This is a genomic window from Mesorhizobium sp. M0938, from assembly GCF_040319125.1.
In the GTDB taxonomy this organism is placed as follows: Bacteria; Pseudomonadota; Alphaproteobacteria; order Rhizobiales; family Rhizobiaceae; genus Mesorhizobium; species Mesorhizobium robiniae.
In genome coordinates this window covers 77,437-98,163 of sequence record NZ_JAMYNS010000002.1, presented here as the reverse complement: position 1 = coordinate 98,163, position 20,727 = coordinate 77,437, and the positions used below count along the sequence as shown (strand labels likewise).

General features: G+C 62.1%; 22 protein-coding genes. 8 read left to right on the top strand and 14 right to left on the bottom strand.

Annotation, left to right across the window (positions count from 1 at the left end):
* Positions 1–169: 169 nt before the first annotated feature.
* The 3 genes from NKH73_RS03120 (at position 170) to NKH73_RS03110 (ending at position 2,999) form a co-directional block, all read left to right on the top strand.
* Entirely contained in the window at positions 170–841 is a 672-nt protein-coding gene (locus NKH73_RS03120; RefSeq protein ID WP_352927945.1) for a hypothetical protein, read from the top strand.
* Between the two features lie 345 nt (positions 842–1,186).
* Positions 1,187–2,041, top strand: a complete 855-nt coding sequence (locus tag NKH73_RS03115) for a hypothetical protein (protein ID WP_352927943.1) — start codon at positions 1,187–1,189, stop codon at positions 2,039–2,041.
* A 262-nt stretch (positions 2,042–2,303) separates the two neighbouring features.
* Positions 2,304–2,999, top strand: coding sequence for a DUF1013 domain-containing protein (locus NKH73_RS03110; RefSeq protein WP_352927940.1), 696 nt, complete (start codon positions 2,304–2,306; stop codon positions 2,997–2,999).
* A gap of 71 nt (positions 3,000–3,070) precedes the next feature.
* On the opposite strand, the gene NKH73_RS03105 is transcribed toward NKH73_RS03110, so the two are convergent.
* From NKH73_RS03105 to NKH73_RS03085, 5 genes are all read right to left on the bottom strand, one after another.
* On the bottom strand, positions 3,071–3,790 hold the full coding sequence (locus NKH73_RS03105; protein ID WP_008873880.1) for a helix-turn-helix transcriptional regulator: 720 nt from the start codon (positions 3,788–3,790) through the stop codon (positions 3,071–3,073).
* A 73-nt stretch (positions 3,791–3,863) separates the two neighbouring features.
* Positions 3,864–4,274 carry a hypothetical protein gene (locus NKH73_RS03100; RefSeq protein ID WP_352927936.1) on the bottom strand — a complete coding sequence of 137 codons (411 nt, stop codon included), beginning with the start codon at positions 4,272–4,274 and terminating at the stop codon, positions 3,864–3,866.
* A 7-nt stretch (positions 4,275–4,281) separates the two neighbouring features.
* Positions 4,282–4,647 (bottom strand): VOC family protein, encoded by a 366-nt coding sequence (locus NKH73_RS03095; RefSeq protein WP_352927933.1) that lies wholly within the window; start codon positions 4,645–4,647, stop codon positions 4,282–4,284.
* Between the two features lie 53 nt (positions 4,648–4,700).
* The gene (locus tag NKH73_RS03090) at positions 4,701–5,303 is read right to left on the bottom strand and encodes a DJ-1/PfpI family protein (protein ID WP_352927931.1); all 603 of its coding nucleotides are present in this window, start codon (positions 5,301–5,303) and stop codon (positions 4,701–4,703) included.
* A 78-nt stretch (positions 5,304–5,381) separates the two neighbouring features.
* Positions 5,382–5,546, bottom strand: coding sequence for a hypothetical protein (locus tag NKH73_RS03085; RefSeq protein ID WP_352927928.1), 165 nt, complete (start codon positions 5,544–5,546; stop codon positions 5,382–5,384).
* 218 nt (positions 5,547–5,764) lie between these two features.
* Here NKH73_RS03085 and NKH73_RS03080 point away from each other — a divergent pair, with 218 nt between their 5' ends.
* The gene (locus NKH73_RS03080; protein ID WP_352927925.1) at positions 5,765–5,926 is read left to right on the top strand and encodes a hypothetical protein; all 162 of its coding nucleotides are present in this window, start codon (positions 5,765–5,767) and stop codon (positions 5,924–5,926) included.
* Between the two features lie 13 nt (positions 5,927–5,939).
* Here the strand turns inward: NKH73_RS03080 and NKH73_RS03075 are convergent, their stop codons facing one another.
* The 7 genes from NKH73_RS03075 to tkt form a co-directional block, all read right to left on the bottom strand.
* A complete protein-coding gene (locus tag NKH73_RS03075; RefSeq protein WP_352927922.1) occupies positions 5,940–6,671 on the bottom strand; it encodes an SGNH/GDSL hydrolase family protein in 732 nt (243 codons plus the stop codon).
* Between the two features lie 98 nt (positions 6,672–6,769).
* The gene (locus NKH73_RS03070; protein WP_352927919.1) at positions 6,770–7,510 is read right to left on the bottom strand and encodes a DUF899 domain-containing protein; all 741 of its coding nucleotides are present in this window, start codon (positions 7,508–7,510) and stop codon (positions 6,770–6,772) included.
* A gap of 135 nt (positions 7,511–7,645) precedes the next feature.
* Positions 7,646–8,671 carry a class I fructose-bisphosphate aldolase gene (locus tag NKH73_RS03065; RefSeq protein ID WP_352927916.1) on the bottom strand — a complete coding sequence of 342 codons (1,026 nt, stop codon included), beginning with the start codon at positions 8,669–8,671 and terminating at the stop codon, positions 7,646–7,648.
* Between the two features lie 145 nt (positions 8,672–8,816).
* A complete protein-coding gene (locus tag NKH73_RS03060; RefSeq protein ID WP_352927913.1) occupies positions 8,817–10,013 on the bottom strand; it encodes a phosphoglycerate kinase in 1,197 nt (398 codons plus the stop codon).
* A gap of 109 nt (positions 10,014–10,122) precedes the next feature.
* Entirely contained in the window at positions 10,123–12,012 is a 1,890-nt protein-coding gene (locus tag NKH73_RS03055) for a potassium/proton antiporter (RefSeq protein WP_352927910.1), read from the bottom strand.
* Positions 12,013–12,440: 428 nt separating this feature from the next.
* Complete coding sequence (gene gap / locus NKH73_RS03050) at positions 12,441–13,451, bottom strand: type I glyceraldehyde-3-phosphate dehydrogenase (RefSeq protein WP_352927907.1); 1,011 nt, start codon at positions 13,449–13,451, stop codon at positions 12,441–12,443.
* A 154-nt stretch (positions 13,452–13,605) separates the two neighbouring features.
* Positions 13,606–15,597, bottom strand: coding sequence for a transketolase (tkt, locus tag NKH73_RS03045; protein ID WP_352927904.1), 1,992 nt, complete (start codon positions 15,595–15,597; stop codon positions 13,606–13,608).
* A 305-nt stretch (positions 15,598–15,902) separates the two neighbouring features.
* Here tkt and NKH73_RS03040 point away from each other — a divergent pair, with 305 nt between their 5' ends.
* The 4 genes from NKH73_RS03040 (at position 15,903) to NKH73_RS03025 (ending at position 18,408) form a co-directional block, all read left to right on the top strand.
* A complete protein-coding gene (locus NKH73_RS03040; RefSeq protein ID WP_023797069.1) occupies positions 15,903–16,175 on the top strand; it encodes a DUF4164 domain-containing protein in 273 nt (90 codons plus the stop codon).
* Between the two features lie 12 nt (positions 16,176–16,187).
* On the top strand, positions 16,188–16,553 hold the full coding sequence (locus NKH73_RS03035; RefSeq protein WP_254816554.1) for a cell division protein ZapA: 366 nt from the start codon (positions 16,188–16,190) through the stop codon (positions 16,551–16,553).
* Between the two features lie 175 nt (positions 16,554–16,728).
* A complete protein-coding gene (locus NKH73_RS03030; protein WP_352927899.1) occupies positions 16,729–17,388 on the top strand; it encodes a peroxiredoxin in 660 nt (219 codons plus the stop codon).
* Between the two features lie 147 nt (positions 17,389–17,535).
* Positions 17,536–18,408 carry an MBL fold metallo-hydrolase gene (locus NKH73_RS03025; protein WP_352927896.1) on the top strand — a complete coding sequence of 291 codons (873 nt, stop codon included), beginning with the start codon at positions 17,536–17,538 and terminating at the stop codon, positions 18,406–18,408.
* A gap of 124 nt (positions 18,409–18,532) precedes the next feature.
* On the opposite strand, the gene rpoH is transcribed toward NKH73_RS03025, so the two are convergent.
* The gene (gene rpoH / locus NKH73_RS03020; RefSeq protein ID WP_352927893.1) at positions 18,533–19,444 is read right to left on the bottom strand and encodes an RNA polymerase sigma factor RpoH; all 912 of its coding nucleotides are present in this window, start codon (positions 19,442–19,444) and stop codon (positions 18,533–18,535) included.
* A 208-nt stretch (positions 19,445–19,652) separates the two neighbouring features.
* A complete protein-coding gene (locus NKH73_RS03015) occupies positions 19,653–20,723 on the bottom strand; it encodes an RluA family pseudouridine synthase (protein WP_352927890.1) in 1,071 nt (356 codons plus the stop codon).
* Between the last annotated feature and the right edge of the window lie 4 nt (positions 20,724–20,727).

Here is a 20,727-nt window from a genome sequence, read left to right as displayed (position 1 = left end):
TATGTTCCAAAATCACTGTCACGCGATTGCCTGTTCCCCAGGCATCGAGACAAGTCGGGCGCAGCTTGTTGATTCCGCAGCTACGACGCAGTCGGCATTTGACGACTGCTCTTGCTATGACGTTGCGCTATGGCATTTCTGCAACATCAGTTGAGAGCCTCTAATCGGCATGACCGACCGTATCATCCAAGCACCCGGTCGGACTTTCGATCGGCTCCGGCCGCGCGGCGTCGGATACGCCGGGATGGTTCTAGGCTGGGTTCTGTCTGTGGTTGTCTCGGTCAGCCTGGTACTTTTCCTCGCCAGCCCGCAGGGCGTAGCTGTTCCCGGCAATCCGTTTGCTCGGTTGGCCGAGCCTGCAGCGCCCAAATTCTCGGTCGCCATGAAAACCAGCAGGACGGGCGAGGGCGGAACCAAAACAAATGGCGAGGCGCAAGGCTCGCCCGAGACCGAACGCGCCCTTGCACCGCTGCGCCAGGCGCTGGAGAAACCGCAGCCGGCCATCGCCCGCATCAACGCGCTGATCGCGCTCGGCGCCATTCTCAGGGATTATGCGGCCAAGACCAAAACCTATCCCAGTTCGCAGATGAAACTGGTGCCTGCTGCCGGAGCCCTAGCGGTCCTGAAAGACGCGGAATTCGAAAGGAACGTGCCGACCAGCATCATCAATGAAATGCAATATGTGTCGGACGGCAGATCCTACAAAGTCATAGTGCTGGGATCGGGAGACTGTGCCGTCGTCCATGCACTACGCCCGGCAATGATCGATCCCAAGCGGTCGGCCGGCGATCTGGATTGCATTGCCTACGGAATATGGACGCCGGCAGGGCGGGAATTCTGATTGCCGTGGAATGCGTCGATCTGGTGTTCCCGCGAGAGTGGGGCGCGGAACCCAATCGTACGCCAAGTTCCATGCAACTTACCGATCCTTCGGATGCTCACGTTCGCGAAGGACAGTAGAACAGGAATTTTCCCAAGTTAATCATCGATGAATCTAACAATTCGGCCTCCAATCCTGCGTCAGCCGATGATTAGCAAAAATGAATGTGTGACCTGGCAGCGACAAACCGTCCCAGCAAGGCAGTAATCGTGTCACAAACCGACGAGCAGTCGTCATATGACGATTGTTCGGTCTGTGGCTTTGTTTGCAATCTCTGCCGCATCGGAATTCTGTCAGGAGGATGTCATGCCTAAATCATATATCGCCAGTATTTCTGTAAGCCAGATCGATGTTGTTGATGACGGTAACCCGAGCGGAGGGTTGCTGCTTTGGTCCAGGCTTGGTTGCAGTCTTCTGGACATAAATTACTATCTTTTTGACTATCAAAACCCTGTAAAATCGGGAGACACTGTCAAGTCTCGTCCAGGTCTATTTCAGTCGCTGTTCACCAAGACGAGCGTTTCAAGCAAGCCGAAGGTCCAGTTCGAATTCGAAATTTCCGGCAGTCACCAACTCAATGGGCAGTCGATCTATCATGCGACAGCAACGATGGATATCGACTTGTCGAAGAACAGCGAGGACACGGTGTGGTGGCTGGAAACCCATGCCAATAGTAAATATGGAGGGACCGCCAAGGTCAAAATACATTTCCGAATGAAGACCTACGCGGTCGACTATGCAACCGACGGGTTCCCGACCGTCTGGGGCTGTCGCGACACATATGGTCGTGGGCCTATTGTCAACCTGGTGGCCTCCGAAAGAAAAGTCGATGCCTATCCGATCGGCGAGGACAGCGGCAATTTCCAGCGGGGCGTCTGGCGCACAAATTACGATCAGCTCGGCGCAGTCGGCAACGATCAGATCAGCAGCCTGGTTGGCGGAACATCCGGGTCCTGCGTCGTATTTCTCTACGAGCATGCGTTCGGAGACCCAAAATTCGCATCGGGAATGAAAAAAGTCATCAGAGTTGGTGGTGTCTATGACCGCGTTGCCAACCTTCCTTACATGGGTACCATGATACCTTGGCCACCAAAGCCGACCATGAACGACAGAATTTCCTCAGTAGAGGTTGCGATCCCCGTTCCGCCGCCGATCCATTGAGCTCCCTCGCCGGCGAGTGAGCACTGCTAAACGGGAAGCAGACGACCATTCTGAGGAATGGGACCGCCAGTCGGATAGCCACGGCTATCCGACTGGCGGATTCGTGCCGCCTTCGGCGAGCGCCAGGAATGCCTCCGCGCCTTTCCCAAAAACGTTGCGAAATGGTGAGAGAGCGGTTATACACGCAGCGAATTTCCCATTTTGGTGGCTCTAAAACCACCGCCCGCGCGGGAACGCGGGCGAACGAGAAGGATATTTTGCAATGGCCAATACGCTGCTGATGCCCAAGGCGACCGCCGTCTGGCTGGTCGACAACACCGCGCTTTCCTTCGAGCAGATCGCGCAGTTTTGCGGCTTGCATCCGCTGGAGGTCAAGGCGATCGCCGACGGCGAATCGGCGCAAGGCATCAAGGGCATGGACCCGATCATGACCGGCCAGCTGACCCGCGACGAGATCGCACGCGCCGAGAAGGATGCGAACCATCGGCTGAAGCTGTCTGACCCCAAGGTGCGGGTGCCGGAATCCAAGCGCAAGGGCCCGCGCTACACGCCGCTGTCGAAGCGCCAGGACCGGCCCAACGCCATCCTCTGGCTGGTGCGCAACCATCCCGAGCTGAAGGACGCGCAGATCGCGCGCCTCGTCGGCACCACCAAGTCGACGATCGACCAGATCCGCGACAGAAAACACTGGAACTCGGCCAATCTGCAGCCGATGGATCCGGTGACGCTGGGTCTGGCCTCGCAGATCGACCTCGACATGGAAGTCAACCGCGCCTCGCGTGGCCGCGAGCAGGCACAGCCGGCCGGCGACACGCTGCTGCCGGCGGCGCTGACCGAGCGGCTGGTGCCGGCGCCGGAGAAGCCAAAGGACGAGGATGCGGAACTCGACGCCAACGCCGTCTTCGCCAAGCTTTCGGCGCTGAAGTCGAAGGACCAGGATACCGACGACGAGGAGTGAGAAGCGGTCGGCTATAGCCAATCAATTACAAAAAGCCCGCGTCACGCGGGCTTTTTTTGCGATCGTGCGTGTCAGGTTCGCGCGGCCCGGTCCGGCGCCATGCCGTAATCCTCGCTGCGCTCGACCGCACGATAGAAATCGGCGAGTTGCTTGCCGCGCTCCGGCTTGAAGACGCGGCCGGCTATGACCACTGAAGCGATGCGGTCGATGCGGAAGGCGCGGAAATCGTCGCGCATCTCGCACCAGGCGACCAGCGTCCACACCTTGCCCCAGAACCACAGGCCCAATGGCCTGATGTCGCGCGCGGTGCCGCGGCCGGCTTCGTCGGAGTAGTCGATGGTCAGCACCTGGCGTTTTTCCACCGCGCGCTCGATCAGGTCGATTGCCTCGCGGGCGGCGTCGCTCACCACCCACATCGGCGTGTGGATCTCGGTGCGGGCGATGCGGTCCTTTTCAGCGTCGGGGAGCACGGCGCCGATCTTGACCAGCGCCTCGTCGGCGGCCCGCGCCATGGCAGCGCCGCCAAACGCGCGCACCATGCGGGCGCCGGCGACCAGCGCCACGATCTCGTCACGCGTGAACATCAGCGGCGGAAGGTCGAAACCCTCCCTCATCATGTAGCCGACGCCGGCCTCGCCGTCGATCGGCACACCGGTCGACTGCAGGTCGGCGATGTCGCGGTAGATGGTTCGCTCGGAAACCTCGAGCCACGTGCCCAGCTTCTGGGCGGTGACCAGACGGCCACCGCGCAGATGCTGCACGATCTGGAAGAGCCTGTCGGCGCGGCGCATCGTATGGTCCCTCGGTGTTGTTTCTATGCATGTCGTGGTCCCAAAACCGGTTCCCACTTTTGGGCGACATGCATTATGGTTCCAGCCCTTCGCGCTTTCGCTGCGCGGCGACGAATGCCGCGCCGAAGGACAATTTCCCTGTTGTCGGCGTCTTTGCATCCAGCACCCGCCAGAACGGCGCAATGTCGCTCAGCTTCATGCCGCGTTCCAAATCTTCGTTGGCGGCCTCGGCGACAGTGCGCAAATGATAGCCGATAGTGACCGGACATGTCACTTCGGCACCGTGCTCGATGGCGAGCGCGGTGCGCAATGCGCGGACATCCACGTCCACGCCCTCTGGGATGGAGCGGATGAAATCATCGACCTGCCGCGCTGTCGGCACCAGCATCGGCTGGCCCTCGACGACGTCACCGACAGTGCGCGGCGACGGCTTGATGCCATTGATGCCCGGCGTATTCAGCCTGTCGTTCCAGCTTTTTGCCATGTGCCACCTAGACGAAGAGCCCGAAACTGTTGCCGTCCGGGTCGAGGCAATAGGCGAATGTGCCGGCCGGGATGGAGATCGCCGGCGAGACGACCTGACCGCCGTTCTGCCTCACCCGTTCCATGGCGTCTTCGATCGGTGCGGCAACCGACAGATGGATGGTTGGGCCGGTTCCCGGTGCCGCGGGTTTTCCGGGGTAGACGTGCCCGGAGGCCATTCGGTCCTGCGCGGCGAACATGGCCAGTGGGTTCGGGCCGCTCTCCTCCTGGAGAAGAGCGTTCTGAAGCACCGACCCATAAAAGGCGCGCGCCCGATCCATGTCGGTGACGGGGATCTCGAACCATGCTGAGGCTTTTGCGGGGATGAAGGCCATGCCAGTCTCCTGATACTGCCGCACTATTGCACGCCGCTCCTGACACCATACTGTCAGGAGGCTTCAGCATGTTCCCCTTCGACATGCTCCTTGGCGAACAGCGTACGCATCTGCGTGAGGTCGCCGCTTCTCTGGGGATAGAGCGTCTTCAAATAGGCAAGAGCGAAGGTGCCGGGAGCCGAACCTGGCGCGGACACGATGCGGCCGTCGGCGACGGCATAGGGCACATCCAGATAGTTCTGAGCGCCCGGATAGCCCGGTTCCTTTTCATTGATCCATTCACGACCATTGCTGGTGTGTTTGGCCTTGTCGAACAGGCCGGCGCGCGCCAATGCCAGCGTGCCGGCGCAGATGCCGCCGACCACGCCGCCACGCGCCGCAATTGCCGTCAGCAGTCCGGAGATATCAGGCGATGCATCGACCCACTGGTCGGAGCCGATGACCGCGACAGCGTCGAGATCGGTGTTTTCATCAATCTCGGTGGAGCGGTCGGGCATCAGCATGAATCCGCTGGCCGAGGTCACCGGCTTGCCGTTCGGCGTCAGCGACACCGCGCGGGCGCCGAACCATTCGACCGCCGAAGCCGCCAGCAGGCCGTATTCCCAGTCGGCGTAGCGATCGATGAAAACGAGGCCGATTGTCTTCTGTTCGGACATTTCCTGCTCCGCCTTTCGGCCCGCCGGACCTATTATCTGGGCGCTGTAGCGCCCGCATCCAAGCACTACGGCGAAAAATTACCGGCGGCCGTGGCAGCCTTCGTAATTATCCGGCCAACCGATGTCCTTGCGGATGCTCTGCGGCAAGTCATTCATGAAACGTTGGGTGCGGATCTCGTTGCGCATCGTCCGGATCTTGCCGACATAGTGCTGCACGCTGCGCAGAATGGTAAAACCGTTCATAGCTGGTCTCCTCTCTTTCGATGGAGACACTATCGCACACCCCTCCTGACAGCAGTCTGTCAGGAGGATGGATGGCATCTGACGACGCTGCCGGTTTGCCGGTTCCGCGGTCCACCACGTTGCATTCAGAGCGCCGGCGACCTTGTCGTGAATGGTGACCAGGGATGAGCGCACAAGGAGCGCTTTGACAGCCGGCCGCGATGCTGGTCAAAGGCGGCATGTCGAAACTCCTTGCGCTCGTCATCATCGCCATGATGGTCATCCAGCTGATCAAACCGCTCGGCTGGCCGGGGCTGAGGCGGCGCAGCGATTTCTGGAAGCTGGCGGTACTGGCAATGGCGGCGATTTCGATAACAGCGGCGCTGGGGCATTGGGGTTAGGGCCGACGGGCCGCTACGCGACGTGGGGTTCGTCGGCCAGCACCAAACCGACGAGATGTTCCGCCCAGGCCCGGTAGCCGGCTTCCGAGGCATGAAATCCGTCGGATGCAAAGCCGGCTTCGGCATCGGTGATCGGCAGGCGCGAAGCAGGGACCGCGCCGCGTTCGAGACAAAGGCGCTCGCCCATCCGGTTCATCTCGGCGGCGCGGATTTCCAGGATCTTGCCGAGCAGCGGCGGCATTGCCGGTGCCCGGGTGAATTCCAGCACTGGCGACCACACCACGCGCGCCTCAGGCCATTTGGCGCGCAGCGCGTAGAGCAGGCCGCCAAAATCGCTCTTGAAGCGAGGCACCGAGTGGAAGTTCTTGGTGTCGTTGGTGCCGATGGCGAGCACGATATGCGTCCACGGATCGGCCGATAGATTGGGCAGCACATGGTCGCGGATCTGGCCCGAGGTCGCCGAGTTGAAGCCGGCTGCCCGCCAGCGCACCGCACTGCCAGTGCGTTGCGAGATCAGCTTGGCCAGTTGCGCGGCCAGCCCGTACTCGGAATTGCCGATTCCGACGGAGGCGGCGGAAGAATCGCCAAGCATCAGAAGCGAGATCGCCGGCGCCTGGCCTGATATCTCGTGCATGACCGGACCTTGCGCCGGCAGCATGCGGGTGGTGCGGCGGCGCACGCCGAGCCCCTGCCAGACATAGACCGGAAAGGCGAGCCAGGTGAGGAGGGCAAGAAAGCGCTGCATCGCAAACCGTTAATGGGCAAGTCCGTTAAAGGGCATAGCGAGCAGCACTTAGCGCATATCGGGCTAGAGGCGAAAGACTTTGCGTCGACGGCCCGTCGTCAATGGCAACAGGCGTCCTGCATCTCGGGCCTGTCGGCATATTCATCGTGCAGCCGTACCCAGTCCATCAGGCTGTGATAGGGACCGGTCTCGTTGCGGCCTTTCGGCGTCAGGTCGAGATAGTGATAGGCGCCGATCAGCGGATCACCGCCCCTGGAGCGCGACATGAAGGTCAGAAAGATGTCGCCGTTCTCATCCCTGTAGAATACGCTGATGCCGGGAAGGTCTTTTGATTTGCGCGCGCGCTGCTCGAAATTGTAGGTCGTGTCGCCGGCCGCGATCTGCTTGTCGGTGAAGGATACCTGCATGTCGAAATTGAAATCCGAGGCGTAGGACGACACCCAGTCGAATTTCCAGCCCATGCGCTGTTTGTAAGGCAGCAGTTCGGCCAGCGGCGCCCGCGCCACCACGACCAGCGACACATCGTGATGCCTAAGGTGCTGATTGGCGCCGTCGATGTGGTCGGCAAGGAAGGAACACCCTTCGCAACGGTAATCGGCGCCCGGCCCGAACATGAAGTGGTAGACGATCAGCTGGCTTGCGCCGGCGAATAGTTCGGCCAGTTTCTTCGGGCCCTGTTCGGTCTCGAGAACATAGTCTTTCCGGACCTTCAACCAAGGCAATTCCCGCCGTTCGGCAGCGATGCGGTCGCGAAATCGCGTCAATTCCTTCTCGCGGGCCAGATGCGCCTTGTGCGCCTGGAACCAGTCTTCCCGTGAAACGATCTTGTTGTTTGGCATGGGTCTGCTCCTCTTTGAGACCCAAGGACGTTTGGGCTCAATGCAAGCCGACACGGTCCTCGCATTTTTGGAGCGATTTCAGAGCACATGGAACCCGGGCACATGACCCGGGTCCAGATGAAGGCAAAAAACCGGTCAGGCGGCCTGTTCCAGTTCCTGCTGCCATTTTCCAAGCGCGGCCAGATGGTTCATGTGGGCGCGGTGGGCGAAGGCGGCCTGAGCAGCGGCGACGTTTGCCGACTTGCCGCTCCAGGCCTTCTGTGGCGCCGCCTGCAAGGCGCGGCCGTAGGAGAAGGTCAATTTCCATGGATGTGGGCCGATGGCATTGATGGCATTGAGGTTGGCGGTCGCCTCCTCGTCCGATTGCCCGCCGGAGAGAAAGGCAATGCCCCCAATCGCGGCCGGCACCGTTTCGCGGAACAGTTTTATGGTCTTTTCGGCGACTTCCTCGGGGCTGCTCACCTTGCCCGACTTCTTGCCGGCGAGAACCATATTCGGCTTCAGGATGGTGCCTTCCAGGACGACGCGGGCTGCGTAGAGCTCGGTGTAGAGCTTCGTCAGCGTTGCCTTGCTGATCTCATAGCAGGTGCCGATGTCATGGGCGCCGTCCATCAGCACCTCCGGCTCGACGATCGGCACGATGCCGGCCTCCTGGCAGAGCGCCGCATAGCGGGCGAGCGCATGGGCGTTCGAGCCGATCGACGTGGCGGAAGGCACCCCCTTGGCGACGTCGATGTCGATCACCGCACGCCATTTGGCGAAACGGGCGCCGAGCTTGTAATAGTCGGCAAGGCGCTCGCGCAGGCCGTCGAGGCCTTCGGTGATCGTGTCGCCGGGGTATCCGGCCAGCGGCTTGGCACCGGCATCGACCTTGATACCTGGGATGGCGCCGGTCGTCTTGATGAGATCGACCAGCGGCGTGCCGTCGGCGGCCTTCTGGCGGATGGTCTCGTCATAAAGGATGACGCCGGATATGTACCTGGTCATCGCCTCCTTGGCGCGGAACATCATCTCGCGATAGTCACGGCGGCTGTCGGCGGTCGATTCGACGCCGATCACGTCGAAGCGCTTCTTGATGGTGCCGGAGCTTTCGTCGGCGGCCAAAAGCCCCTTGCCGTCGGCCACCATCGCGGCGGCAATGTCCTCGAGACGTTCGCTCATCGTGCTTCTCCTGAAACGGTTTGTCCGTATTCAGCAGACCACTAGAGCAAGGCGGGTTCAAGTCGAACCATTCCGAGCGGAAAGCTCGAATCGATTGAAATGCGCCACCGCCCGCGTTCGCCTGCCGCCTCAGGACCCCAGGGCCTCAGCGCTTCAGCACATCGACACCGGGCAGCGGCTTGCCTTCCATCCATTCCAGGAAGGCGCCGCCGGCGGTCGAGACATAGGTGAAGTCGTCGGCGACACCGGCGTGGTTGAGAGCGGCAACCGTGTCGCCGCCGCCGGCGACCGAGACCAGTTTGCCGGCCTTGGTGCGGGCCGCGGCGTGCTTGGCTGCCGCCACCGTCGCGTGGTCGAACGGCTCGATCTCGAAGGCGCCGAGCGGGCCGTTCCAAACCAGCGTCGCGGCGCGGTCGATCCAGTCGGTGATGGTCTTGACGGTCTTTGCGCCGACATCGAGAATCATACCATCGGCCGGCACCTCCGATATGGCGACGGTCTCGCTGGCAGCACCGGCCTTGAACTCCCTGGCGACGACGCCGTCGACCGGCAGGATGATGGCGCAGCCGGCCTCAGCCGCTTCGATCATGATCTGCTTGGCGGTCTTGGCGAGATCATGCTCGCACAGCGATTTTCCGACATCGGTACCGCGCGCGGCGAGAAAGGTGTTGGCCATGCCGCCGCCGATGACCAGCGCGTCGACCTTCTTCACCAAATTCATCAGCAGGTCGATCTTGCTCGAGACCTTGGCGCCGCCGACGATGGCGACGACAGGGCGGACGGGGCTGCCGAGGCCCTTTTCCAGCGCGTCGAGCTCGGCTTGCATGGTGCGGCCGGCGAAGGCCGGCAGCAAGTGCGCAAGCCCTTCCGTCGACGAATGGGCGCGGTGGGCGGCCGAAAAGGCGTCGTTGACGAAGATGTCGCCATTGGCGGCGAGCTTTTCGGTGAAGGCGGGATCGTTCTTCTCCTCGGCCTTGTAGAAGCGGGTATTTTCGAGCAGCAGCACGTCGCCCTTGCCCATGGCGGCGACGGCGCTCGCGGCCTTGTCGCCGATGCAGTCGGATGCGAAACCGACAGGACGGCCGAGCACCTCAGCTGTCGCCTTGGCGATCGGCTCCAGCGAGAACTCCGGAGTTGGTCCCTCCTTGGGCCGGCCGAAATGGGCAAGCAGGATGACCTTGGCGCCCTTGCCGGAAAGCTCGGCGATGGTCGGCCAGATGCGCTCGATCCGGGTGGCGTCGGTGACCTTGCCGTCGGCGACGGGAACGTTGAGGTCGACGCGCACCAGCACACGCTTGCCGTCGATATTGCCGATGTCGTCCAGTGTCTTAAAGCCGGCCATATTGTTCCCTTTCGCGAAAAACGCCGGGACCTTAACCCGCACCAACGACGATGCAAGACCTGCAATGGTGCTACACGGAAAATATGACCACGGCTCGTACGGAGAGCCGTCAGCCCTCGCCGGTCGACTTTTCCACCACTGGATGTGGAGCCGGTTCAGCGTCCGCTGGCGCCTCGGCGCCCTGCATCTTGGTCCGCTTGCGCCAATTGCGCACAAAGGCAACGATACGGTCGGCGATCTCGCCGGCGCTCAGGAACACCGGCACCCGCGCCACCGGCGCGGTCGGCTCGAAAGAAAGGCCCAGACCGGTGATTTTGCCCTTGTCGTCGACGTCGCGAACGATCAACTCGATCGGGCCAAGCAGCACCCGGTCGGCATATTCGGCATGGCCGCCGAGCCGCTCGGTCACCAGATCGCCGACGGTCAGCTTGCGTTCCTCCTCGGTCAGACCCGGCGCGTAAGCGGCTTCAAGTTCCGCGGCGGAGCGCGCCGGATCGACGGCGAAGGCGCCGAAGAAGTCCGCATCCTCCGGATCGACCACGGCGCGGCTGGCGAACAGCTTGTCGAGCAGGGCTGGATAGCGATCCGGCACGAAGATGTAGACATGGTCGCCGGCGGCGAGCCTGCCCATGTCCTGGAAGCGCATCGAGCGGCCGTCGCGCAGCACCAGCGACGGCCGCGCCCAGCGCGGAATGCGCTCGCCGCGCGCCACCGGGCTGCCAGGCGCTACGCGGTAGGCGAGAAGCTCGTGATGGGCGGAACCCGGCAATTCGAGTTCGACCTTGTCCAACGGACCCAGGCGGGCCGGCACGATCAGGCCGAGGCGGCGCGCCAGCGGTCCTACGGTCCATCCCTGGATGACCAGCGACACCAGCACGACGATGAAGGCGGTGTTGAAGATGAGACGGCCGTTCTCAAGGCCGCCAAGCAGCGGCGTGATGGCGAGCAGGATAGACACGGCGCCACGCAGTCCCACCCAGGAGACGAAGGCGACTTCCGGGCGCGGCAGACGGAACGGCATCAGGCAAAGCCAGACGGCGATCGGCCGCGCCACGAATATCAGGAACAGGCCCAGCAGGATCGCCGGCAGCAGGATCGCCGGGAATTGCGAGGGCGTCGCGAACAGGCCGAGGATCAGGAACATGATGATCTGTGCCAGCCACGACATGCCGTCCTGAAAGCGCTTGAGGATGGTGACGGCGCGGATGTCGGAATTGCCGGCAATGAGGCCAGCGAGATAGACCGCCAGAAAGCCGGAGCCGCCAATGGCGCCGGCGGCTGCGAACACCATCAGCGACAGCGTCAGCACGAAGATCGGCAGCAGCCCGTGGTCGAGATTGAGCCGGTCGACAAGGCGCACGATGGCGAGGCCGCCGAAAATGCCGACGATGGCGCCAAGCCCCATGTTGAGAAGGAAGCCGAGGACGAGATCGGTAACCAGCACCCCGGTCTCGGGACTGGCGTTGGCGGCTATGATCTCGACCAGGCTGATGGTCAGGAAGATGGCGATTGGGTCATTGGTGCCGGATTCCACCTCGAGCGTGGAACGCACGCGTTCGCGCAAATTGATATCGCCGGCGCGCAACAGGAAGAACACTGCTGCCGCGTCGGTAGACGCGACGGCAGCCCCAAGCAGGAAGGATTCCAGCCAGCTGAGATCGAGCAGGTAATAGGCGACGACGCCGAACAGGCCAGTGGTCAAAAGGACGCCGACAGTCGCCAGCGACAGCGCCGGTCCGGCCGCCTGCCGCAAGGCGTTGAGCGGCGTGCCGAAACCCGAATCGAACAGGATGACCGCCAGCGCCAGTGAGCCGGCAAAATAAGCCAGTCGCGCATTATCGAACTGGATGCCGAGGCCGTCTGTACCCGTGGCCAGGCCGATGCAGAGAAACAGCAGCAAGAGAGGAGCGCCAAAGCGGAAGGCGATCAGGCTCGAAAACGCGGCGGCAACGACAAGTGCGGTGCCAACCAGCGTTACGAGATAGATCGCATGCTCCATCCGAAAACCGCCCCCCTCAAATTCGTGTACCTCTCGCTTTACGGGAGAGTGAGGCGAAGACATGACGGGTGCAAGGCGGGAGGGTGGTTTTTTGCCCTATGCGGCTCCAACTTCGTCATCCCAGGGCGGAGCAGCCGCGAAGCGGCGTCGCGCAGACCCTGGGATCCATGCCGTGACATCAGCCGAGAAATGCTGCGTCAAAGAATTCTGCACGGCGGCAACACTCCAACGGCACGGCATGGATCCCGGGGTCTGCGCCGCGTCGCTTCGCTCCTTGCTCCGCCCCAGGATGACGAAGCGCGATGGTCGTTCAGGCCAATCTCCCAAGACGTGCGATCCGCCGACACAAGAACGCGAGCGAAGGGGCTTAAACAAAAACGCCCGGACAGAGCCGGGCGTTTCCAAGTCGCAAGAAGATGGCTCTGCGATCAGGCGATGGTCTTGCCGAAGGCGACCGCCGTGTCAGACATGCGGTTGGAGAAACCCCACTCATTGTCGTACCAGGACAGCACCGAAACGAAGTTGCCGTCCATGACCTTGGTCTGGTCGAGCGCCATGATCGAGGAATGCGGATCGTGGTTGAAGTCGATCGACACGTTCGGGTGATGGGTGACGGCGAGAATGCCCTTCAGCTTGCCGTTGGAGGCGGCGATCACCGCCTCGTTGATCTCCTGCACGGTGGTCGCGCGCTTGGCGATGAACTTGAAATCGACGACCGAGACGTTCGGGGTCGGCACGCGGATGGAGATGCCGTCGAGCTTGCCCTTGAGGTCTGGCAGCACCAGGCCGATCGCCTTGGCCGCACCGGTCGAGGTCGGGATCTGCGACAGGGCCGCGGCGCGGGCGCGGTAGAGATCCTTATGCATGGTGTCCAGCGTCGGCTGGTCGCCGGTGTAGGAGTGGATCGTCGTCATCATGCCCTTCTCGATGCCGACGGCCTCATGCAGCACGGCTGCCAGCGGCGCCAGGCAGTTGGTGGTGCAGGAGGCATTGGAGATGACGATGTGGTCCTTGGTCAGCTTGTCGTGGTTGATGCCATAGACGACGGTGAGATCGGCGCCCTCGGCAGGCGCCGAGACGAGGACCCGCTTGGCGCCGGCGGTCAAATGCGCCGCTGCCTTGTCGCGGGCGGTGAAGATGCCGGTGCATTCGAGCGCGATGTCGATGCCGAGCTCCTTCCACGGCAGCTGCGTCGGATCCTTGATCGCGGTGACCTTGAACTTCTCCGTGCCGACGGTGATCTGGTCCCCGTCAACCGTCACTTCATGCGGGAAGCGGCCATGCACGCTGTCGTAGCGCAGCAGATGCGCATTGGTCTCGACCGGGCCGAGGTCGTTGACGGCGACCACATCGATGTCCTTGCGGCCAGATTCGTGGATGGCGCGCAGGATGTTGCGGCCGATGCGGCCGAATCCGTTGATGGCAACTCTGACGGTCATTTTTTTCTCCCTGGGAGTTGGAGGCCGAAGATCAAGTCCGCAGCTTCATAACGGCGGGCTGCCAAAGAATCCAGCCGTCGAGGGGTTGGATTTAAGTCCACCAAACTGAGGCTGCCCGCAAAACCGCTACGCGCGTTTTCGCGGGCGCCAAGCTTTATTCGCCGTGCAGGCGGGCTTCCGCCGCCTTCACCGTCGCTTCGGCGGTAATGCCGAAATGCGGATAGAGCTGTTCGATCGTACCAGAGGCGCCGAAGCCGGTCATGCCAATGAAGATGCCGTCGGTGCCGATGAAATGATCCCAGCCCTGGCGGATGCCGGCTTCGATGGCGATCTTGATCGGCGCGTTGCCGATCGTCTTCTTGCGATAGTCGGCGCTCTGCTTATCGAACAATTCGAAGCAGGGGACAGAGACGACGCGGGTTGCATGACCGTGTTTCTCCAGTGCCTCGCGCGCTGCCAGCGCGATTTCGACCTCGGAGCCCGAAGCAAAGATCGTCACCGCCGCATGGCCATTGGCGGCGGCCAGCTCATAGGCGCCCTGGCGGCTGAGGTTTTCCGCAACGAAGTCGTTGCGCACGGTCGGCAGGTTCTGCCGGGTCAGCGCCAGCGTCGACGGCGTCTTTTCCGATTCAAGGGCCAACTGCCAGCATTCGGCGGTCTCGACCGCGTCGGCCGGGCGGAAGACATTGTGGTTTGGGATGGCGCGCAGTGCGGCCAGGTGCTCGACCGGCTGGTGGGTCGGGCCGTCTTCGCCAAGACCGATGGAATCATGGGTCATGACGAAGATCGAGCGAATGCCCATCAGCGAGGCAAGCCGCATCGACGGACGGGCGTAATCCGAAAAGCACATGAACGTGCCGCCATAGGCGATGAGGCCACCATGCAGCGTCAGCCCGTTGATCGCGGCCGCCATGCCGTGCTCGCGGATGCCGTAGTGAACGTAGCGCTGGCCGTAATCGTCTGCCGTGATGTTCTTGGTCTGGCTGGTCTTGGTGTTGTTGGAGCCGGTGAGGTCGGCCGAGCCGCCGATGGTTTCCGGTACCGCGCCGTTGATGACCTCGAGCGCCATTTCCGACGATTTGCGGGTAGCGACCTTCGGCTTGTCGGCGGCGAGCTTTTTCTTGTAGTCGGCAATGACAGCATCGAAGTTCGACGGCAGCTTGCCAGCGATGCGGCGCTCGAACTCAGCCTTCAGCTTGGGCTCGGTCTTGGCGAGGCGGCCTTCCCAGTCGGTGCGGGGCTTGGCGCCAGCCTTGCCGGCGGTGCGCCACGCATCGAGGATGTCGGCTGGAATCTCGAAGGGAGGATAGTCCCAGCCGAAGAACTTCCGCGCACCGGCAATTTCCTCGGCGCCGAGCGGCGAGCCATGCGCCTTGTTGGTGCCGGCCTTGGTCGGGGCGCCGAAGCCGATGGTCGTCTTGCAGGCGATCATCGTCGGCTTGTCGGAATGGCGGGCAGCCTCGATGGCATAGGCGATCGCTTCGGGATCCTGGCCGTCAATGTGGCTGGCGTTCCAGCCGGAGGCCTGAAAGCGGGCGACCTGATCGGTGTTGTCGGCAAGCGATACCGGACCGTCGATCGAGATGTTGTTGTTGTCCCAGAAGACGATCAGCTTGTTGAGCTTGAGGTGCCCGGCAAGCGCGATGGCCTCTTGGCTGACGCCTTCCATCAGGCAGCCGTCACCGGCCAGCACATAGGTGTAGTGGTCGACGAGGTCGTTGCCGAAGGCGGCGTTCATGATGCGCTCGCCGAGCGCGAAGCCGACCGAATTGGCAAGGCCCTGGCCGAGCGGGCCGGTCGTCGTCTCGATGCCCGTGGCATGGCCGTATTCGGGATGGCCCGCTGTCTTCGATCCGAGTTGCCGGAAATGTTTGATCTGGTCGAGGGTCATGTCCTCGTAGCCGGTCAAATGAAGCAGCGAATAGAGCAGCATCGAACCATGGCCGGCCGACAGGATGAAACGGTCGCGGTCGGGCCAGTGGGGGTTCTTCGGGTCATATTTCAGGAAACGCGTGAACAGCACCGTGGCGATATCGGCGCAGCCCATCGGCAGGCCGGGATGGCCGGAGTTCGCCTTCTCGACGGCGTCCATGGAGAGAAAACGGATCGCATTGGCCATCCGGTCATGTTGTTCGCGCGAGGTCATGCTTCCTCCAGTGAGGGGGGTTGGGGCCTTGGGAGAGCCCTTGAAAAGGGTGCGCGACACATAGCAGGCGCGGCCTTTTAGTCAATAAACCGGCGCGCTTTTGCCAATCTTGCTAGTCAACAAACCGGCGCTTTTGCCGGTCTTGTGATGCTGCCGGAAGGGTCATGGAGGCCCTACATTAGCGTTAGCAGGGGACAGTCGCGAGAGCTTTGTTGACGTTGGCTTCACACGGCGCGTAATGTTTCAGACATAACGCGTTCTGAACGTGGATGATTCGGTGATGGGCAGGGCGCAGGACGAAAGCCATGACCGGGGAAACGACACTAAAGGAAGTTATCGCGAGGCTGGGTAAGGCCATCGAGGGGCTGGAAAATGCCGTCGCGGCCAAGCTCGAGCACGAGCGCGACTATACCGAAGCCGAGGCGGAGGTGCAGCGCATGAACGCTGACCGCTCGCGGCTGGCGCAGGAACTCGACAATTCCGAAGCGCGCGCCGAACGGCTGGAAGACGCCAACAAGGAAGTGTCGCGTCGGCTGGTGACCGCCATGGAAACCATCCGCGCCGTGTTGGACAGATAGGAGGCTGGCCCAATGGCACAAGTCACGGTTTCCATCGACGGCAAGCAATATCGCATGGCTTGCGACGAGGGCCAGGAAGAACATCTGATCGACCTTGCCGAGCGCTTCGACCGCTATGTCTCGCATCTGAAGGACTCCTTCGGCGAGATCGGCGACCAGCGGCTGACTGTGATGGCCGGCATCATGGTCATGGACGAGCTTTCGGAACTGCAAAAACGCGTCAAGGGCATGGAAAGCGAAGTGCTGACGCTGCGCAAGACACGTGACGACGCGCTGACCAAGGCCGACAAGAACGATTCCGTGCTGACCGGTGCGCTTGGCGCGCTCGCCCAGCGCATGGAAGACCTGGCGACGACGCTGGCGGTGAACAAGGCCTGAGCTAAGGCAGCGAAAATTCCTGCTGCATTTGCCGAAAAGCAATGAAAATTTTTCGCCGCCGACTTCAATTGCCGGCGGCAACAGGCGTTTGAAGGATGACGCCGGAGTGATAGAAAGACAAAAGCAGCGCTGGCGGTGCCGGCTGCAATCTGCACTCACAGGGTAGGGACACGTCATGAGCCTTCGTATCAACGATATCGCGCCGGATTTCACTGCTGAAACCACGCAAGGGACGATCAGCTTCCACGAATGGATCGGTGACGGTTGGGCGGTGCTCTTCAGCCATCCGAAAAATTTCACGCCGGTCTGCACGACCGAGCTTGGCACGATGGCGGGGCTGGAAGGCGAATTTAGGAAGCGCAACGTCAAGATCATCGGCATTTCCGTCGATCCGGTCGTGAACCACGCCAAATGGCAGGACGACATCAAGACGGCGACCGGCCATTCGGTGAACTACCCGCTGATCGGCGACAAGGATCTCAAGGTCGCCAAGCTTTACGACATGCTGCCGGCGGGCGCCGGCGAAACCTCGGAAGGACGCACGCCCGCCGATAATGCGACGGTGCGTTCGGTCTACGTCATCGGCCCCGACAAGAAGATCAAGCTGGTGCTCACCTATCCGATGACCACCGGCCGCAACTTCGATGAGATCCTGCGCGCGATCGATTCGATGCAGCTGACCGCCAAGCACCAGGTGGCGACGCCGGCGAACTGGAAGCAGGGCGAGGACGTCATCATCACCGCCGCCGTTTCCAATGAGGATGCGATCAAGCGTTTCGGCGCCTACGAGACGATCCTGCCCTATCTCAGGAAGACCAAACAACCCTCTGCCTGAACCAAACGGCACGGACGGATTTTCGGCCTTTTTGCCTCAACAAAGCATGCGGTGCTTGACGGCATGGTGCCGGCAGATGACCATGCTCTTCTTTTAACCCGGCAGAGAAAATCATTCCTGCCGGGTGGGAACTGAGAGGAGCCGGGATTGGACGCAACATCGGCCAAGCTGCAGGTGGCAGGCTTTTACGACAAGCCGACCGGGTCCATCCAATATGTCGTCGCCGACCCGCAGACGCGACGATGCGCAATCATTGATCCTGTCCTTGATTTCGATGAAAAATCCGGCGCAACGGCGACGAAGAATGCCGACGCCCTGCTCGATTTTATCAGGGAAAACGGGCTGGAGGTCGAGTGGATCCTCGACACCCACCCGCACGCCGACCATTTCTCGGCGGCACACTATCTCCGAGAGAAGACCGGAGCGCCTACAGCGATTGGCGAGAAGGTCGTCGACGTCCAGAAATTGTGGAAGGCGATCTACAACTGGCCGGATTTTCCTGCCGACGGATCCCAATGGAACAGGCTGTTTGCCGATGGCGAAAGCTTTTCGGTCGGCGGCATTCCGGCAAAGGTGCTTTTTTCGCCGGGCCACACGCTGGCCTCTATCACCTATGTGATCGGCGACGCCGCCTTCATCCATGACACGCTGTTCATGCCGGACAGCGGCACGGCGAGAGCGGATTTTCCCGGCGGCAGTGCCGCGCGGCTCTGGCGCTCGATCCGGGATATCCTCGCGCTACCGGACGAGACACGTCTGTTCGTCGGCCATGACTACGAGACGGGAGGACGCGAGCCCTCGTGGGAGAGCACAGTCGCGGAACAAAAATCCAAGAACACCCATATTGCGGCATGCAGGACTGAGGCCGATTTCGTGGCAATGCGGGAGGCACGCGACAGGACGCTGCCGATGCCCAGGCTTATCCTGCACGCGCTGCAGGTCAACATGAATGGCGGCCGCCTGCCGGAACCGGAATCCAACGGCCGCCGGTATTTGAAATTTCCGTTGGATTGTCTTTGAGGGGTTGTTGGCAGACGGCGTTACGCATCCCGGGAAGTCAGCGCCGCCACGATTGGCCGAACCCACAAAAAGAAAAGCGGCGCCAGTTACCTGACGCCGCCGTTATTTCTTTCCGTCGGAAGCTTTACGCCGCCGGCTGCGCCTCGATGGTGCGCAGGGCCTGCATCTGGCGCTTGGCTGCGGCCTTGACCGCGTCCTGCACCTTCTCGAAGGCGCGCACCTCGATCTGGCGCACGCGCTCGCGGCTGATGTCGAACTCGGCCGACAGCTCTTCCAGCGTCAGCGGCTCCTCGGCCAGGCGGCGCGCCTCGAAGATGCGCCGCTCGCGCTCGTTGAGCACGGCGAGAGCGCCGGACAGCATGCCGCGCCGGTTTTCCAGCTCGTCCTGCTCGATCAGCGCATCTTCCTGGCTTTCGTGGTCGTCGACCAGCCAGTCCTGCCATTCGCCGGATTCACCTTCGCTCGCGCGGATCGGTGCGTTGAGCGAGGCATCGCCCGACAGGCGGCGGTTCATCGACACCACCTCCGCTTCGGACACGTTGAGGCGGGTGGCGATCTCGGTGATCTGGTCGGGCTTCAAATCGCCGTCGTCGAGCGCCTGGATCTTGCCCTTCACCTTGCGCAGGTTGAAGAACAGGCGCTTCTGGTTGGCGGTCGTGCCCATCTTGACCAGGCTCCACGAGCGCAGGATGTATTCCTGGATCGAGGCCTTGATCCACCACATGGCGTAGGTGGCGAGCCGGAAGCCGCGCTCCGGTTCGAATTTCTTGACGGCCTGCATCAGGCCGACATTGCCTTCCGAGATCACCTCGCCGATCGGCAAGCCATAGCCGCGATAGCCCATGGCGATCTTGGCGACGAGCCGAAGATGGCTGGTGACGAGCTTGTGTGCAGCCGTGGTGTCCTCATGCTCGGCGTAACGCTTGGCGAGCATGTACTCTTCCTGCGGCTGAAGCATCGGAAAGCGACGGATTTCTTCCAGGTAGCGGCTGAGGCCGCCTTCGCCGGAAACGATACTGGGTAGTGACTGGGCCATGATAGCGCCCCTCTCTCTCTGGAGTGGTGCCCCCGAAACGCGGCGGGCATATGTTGCGAACGCCAAAGGCTCGTTCGCGACGTCAGGTGTATACAGGAACAAAACCAGAAAGGACAGCATTGGTTCAACACGAAACAGTGTGTCACACCAAAGTGAACAACGCCGGTCAGGTTTTTGCCAATCAGGTTTTGAACGGGCGGAAGGTGGTTCAGAGTTTACGAAAACCGCCGACGAGTTCCTCCATGTCCCTCGGTACCGGCGCCTCGAACCTCATCGTTAGATGGGTAGCCGGATGCCGAAATTCAAGAAGGCGGGCATGCAATGCCTGTCGCGGAAATGCCTTCACCCGGCCTTTCAGCGGCTCTGGAAGTCGGTTCGCCTTGGTGCGAAAGGCCTGGCCGTAATCGGGATCGCCGACGACCGGATGGCCGATATGAGCCATGTGGACGCGGATCTGATGGGTGCGGCCGGTCTCGAGCCGGCATTCGACGAGGCTTGCGGTGGCGAATTCCTTTTGCTGCTCGCCAAAGCGCTCGATCACGGTGAAATGGGTGACGGCGTGGCGGGCATCGTCGCGGCCTTCCGGCACCACCGCACGGCGCACGCGGTCGGCGGCGCGGCCGAGCGGCTCGTCCACAGTGCCTGTCGGTCTCGTCGGTATGCCCCAGACCAAAGCCAGATAGGCGCGTTTGAGATCGCCGGTCAGGCCGTGGTCGGCAAAGGCCTCCGACAACGACTTGTGGGCGCGATCGGTCTTGGCGACGACCATGACGCCGCTGGTCTCCTTGTCCAGGCGGTGGACGATGCCCGGCCGCCGCACACCGCCGATGCCGGAAAGGCTGTCGCCGCAATGGTGGATCAACGCGTTGACCAGCGTGCCGGTCCAGTTGCCGGCGCCGGGATGGACGACCAGCCCCGGCGGCTTGTTGATGACGATCAACTCATTGTCCTCATAGAGGACGTCGAGCGCGATGTTTTCGCCTTGCGGCTCCGCCGGCTCCGGCTCCGGCATGTCGACCGACACGCGGTCACCGGCCGCCATCTTGCGCTTCGTCTCGTCGGCCGGCTGGCCGCCGATCTTGACGGCGCCCTGCCGGATCAGCATTTGCACCCGGCTGCGCGACATGTCCGGTCCGAGCTTACCCGCCAGCCATTGGTCGAGCCGCTGGCCGGCCGCATCGGGACCCGCTTCCAGCACGATCGGTCGCCCGTTTGGCGATCCGCCCTCCATCAATCCATCCTCTATCAATATGGGGGCCTCTTCGTTATGAGCGCTCATCGAA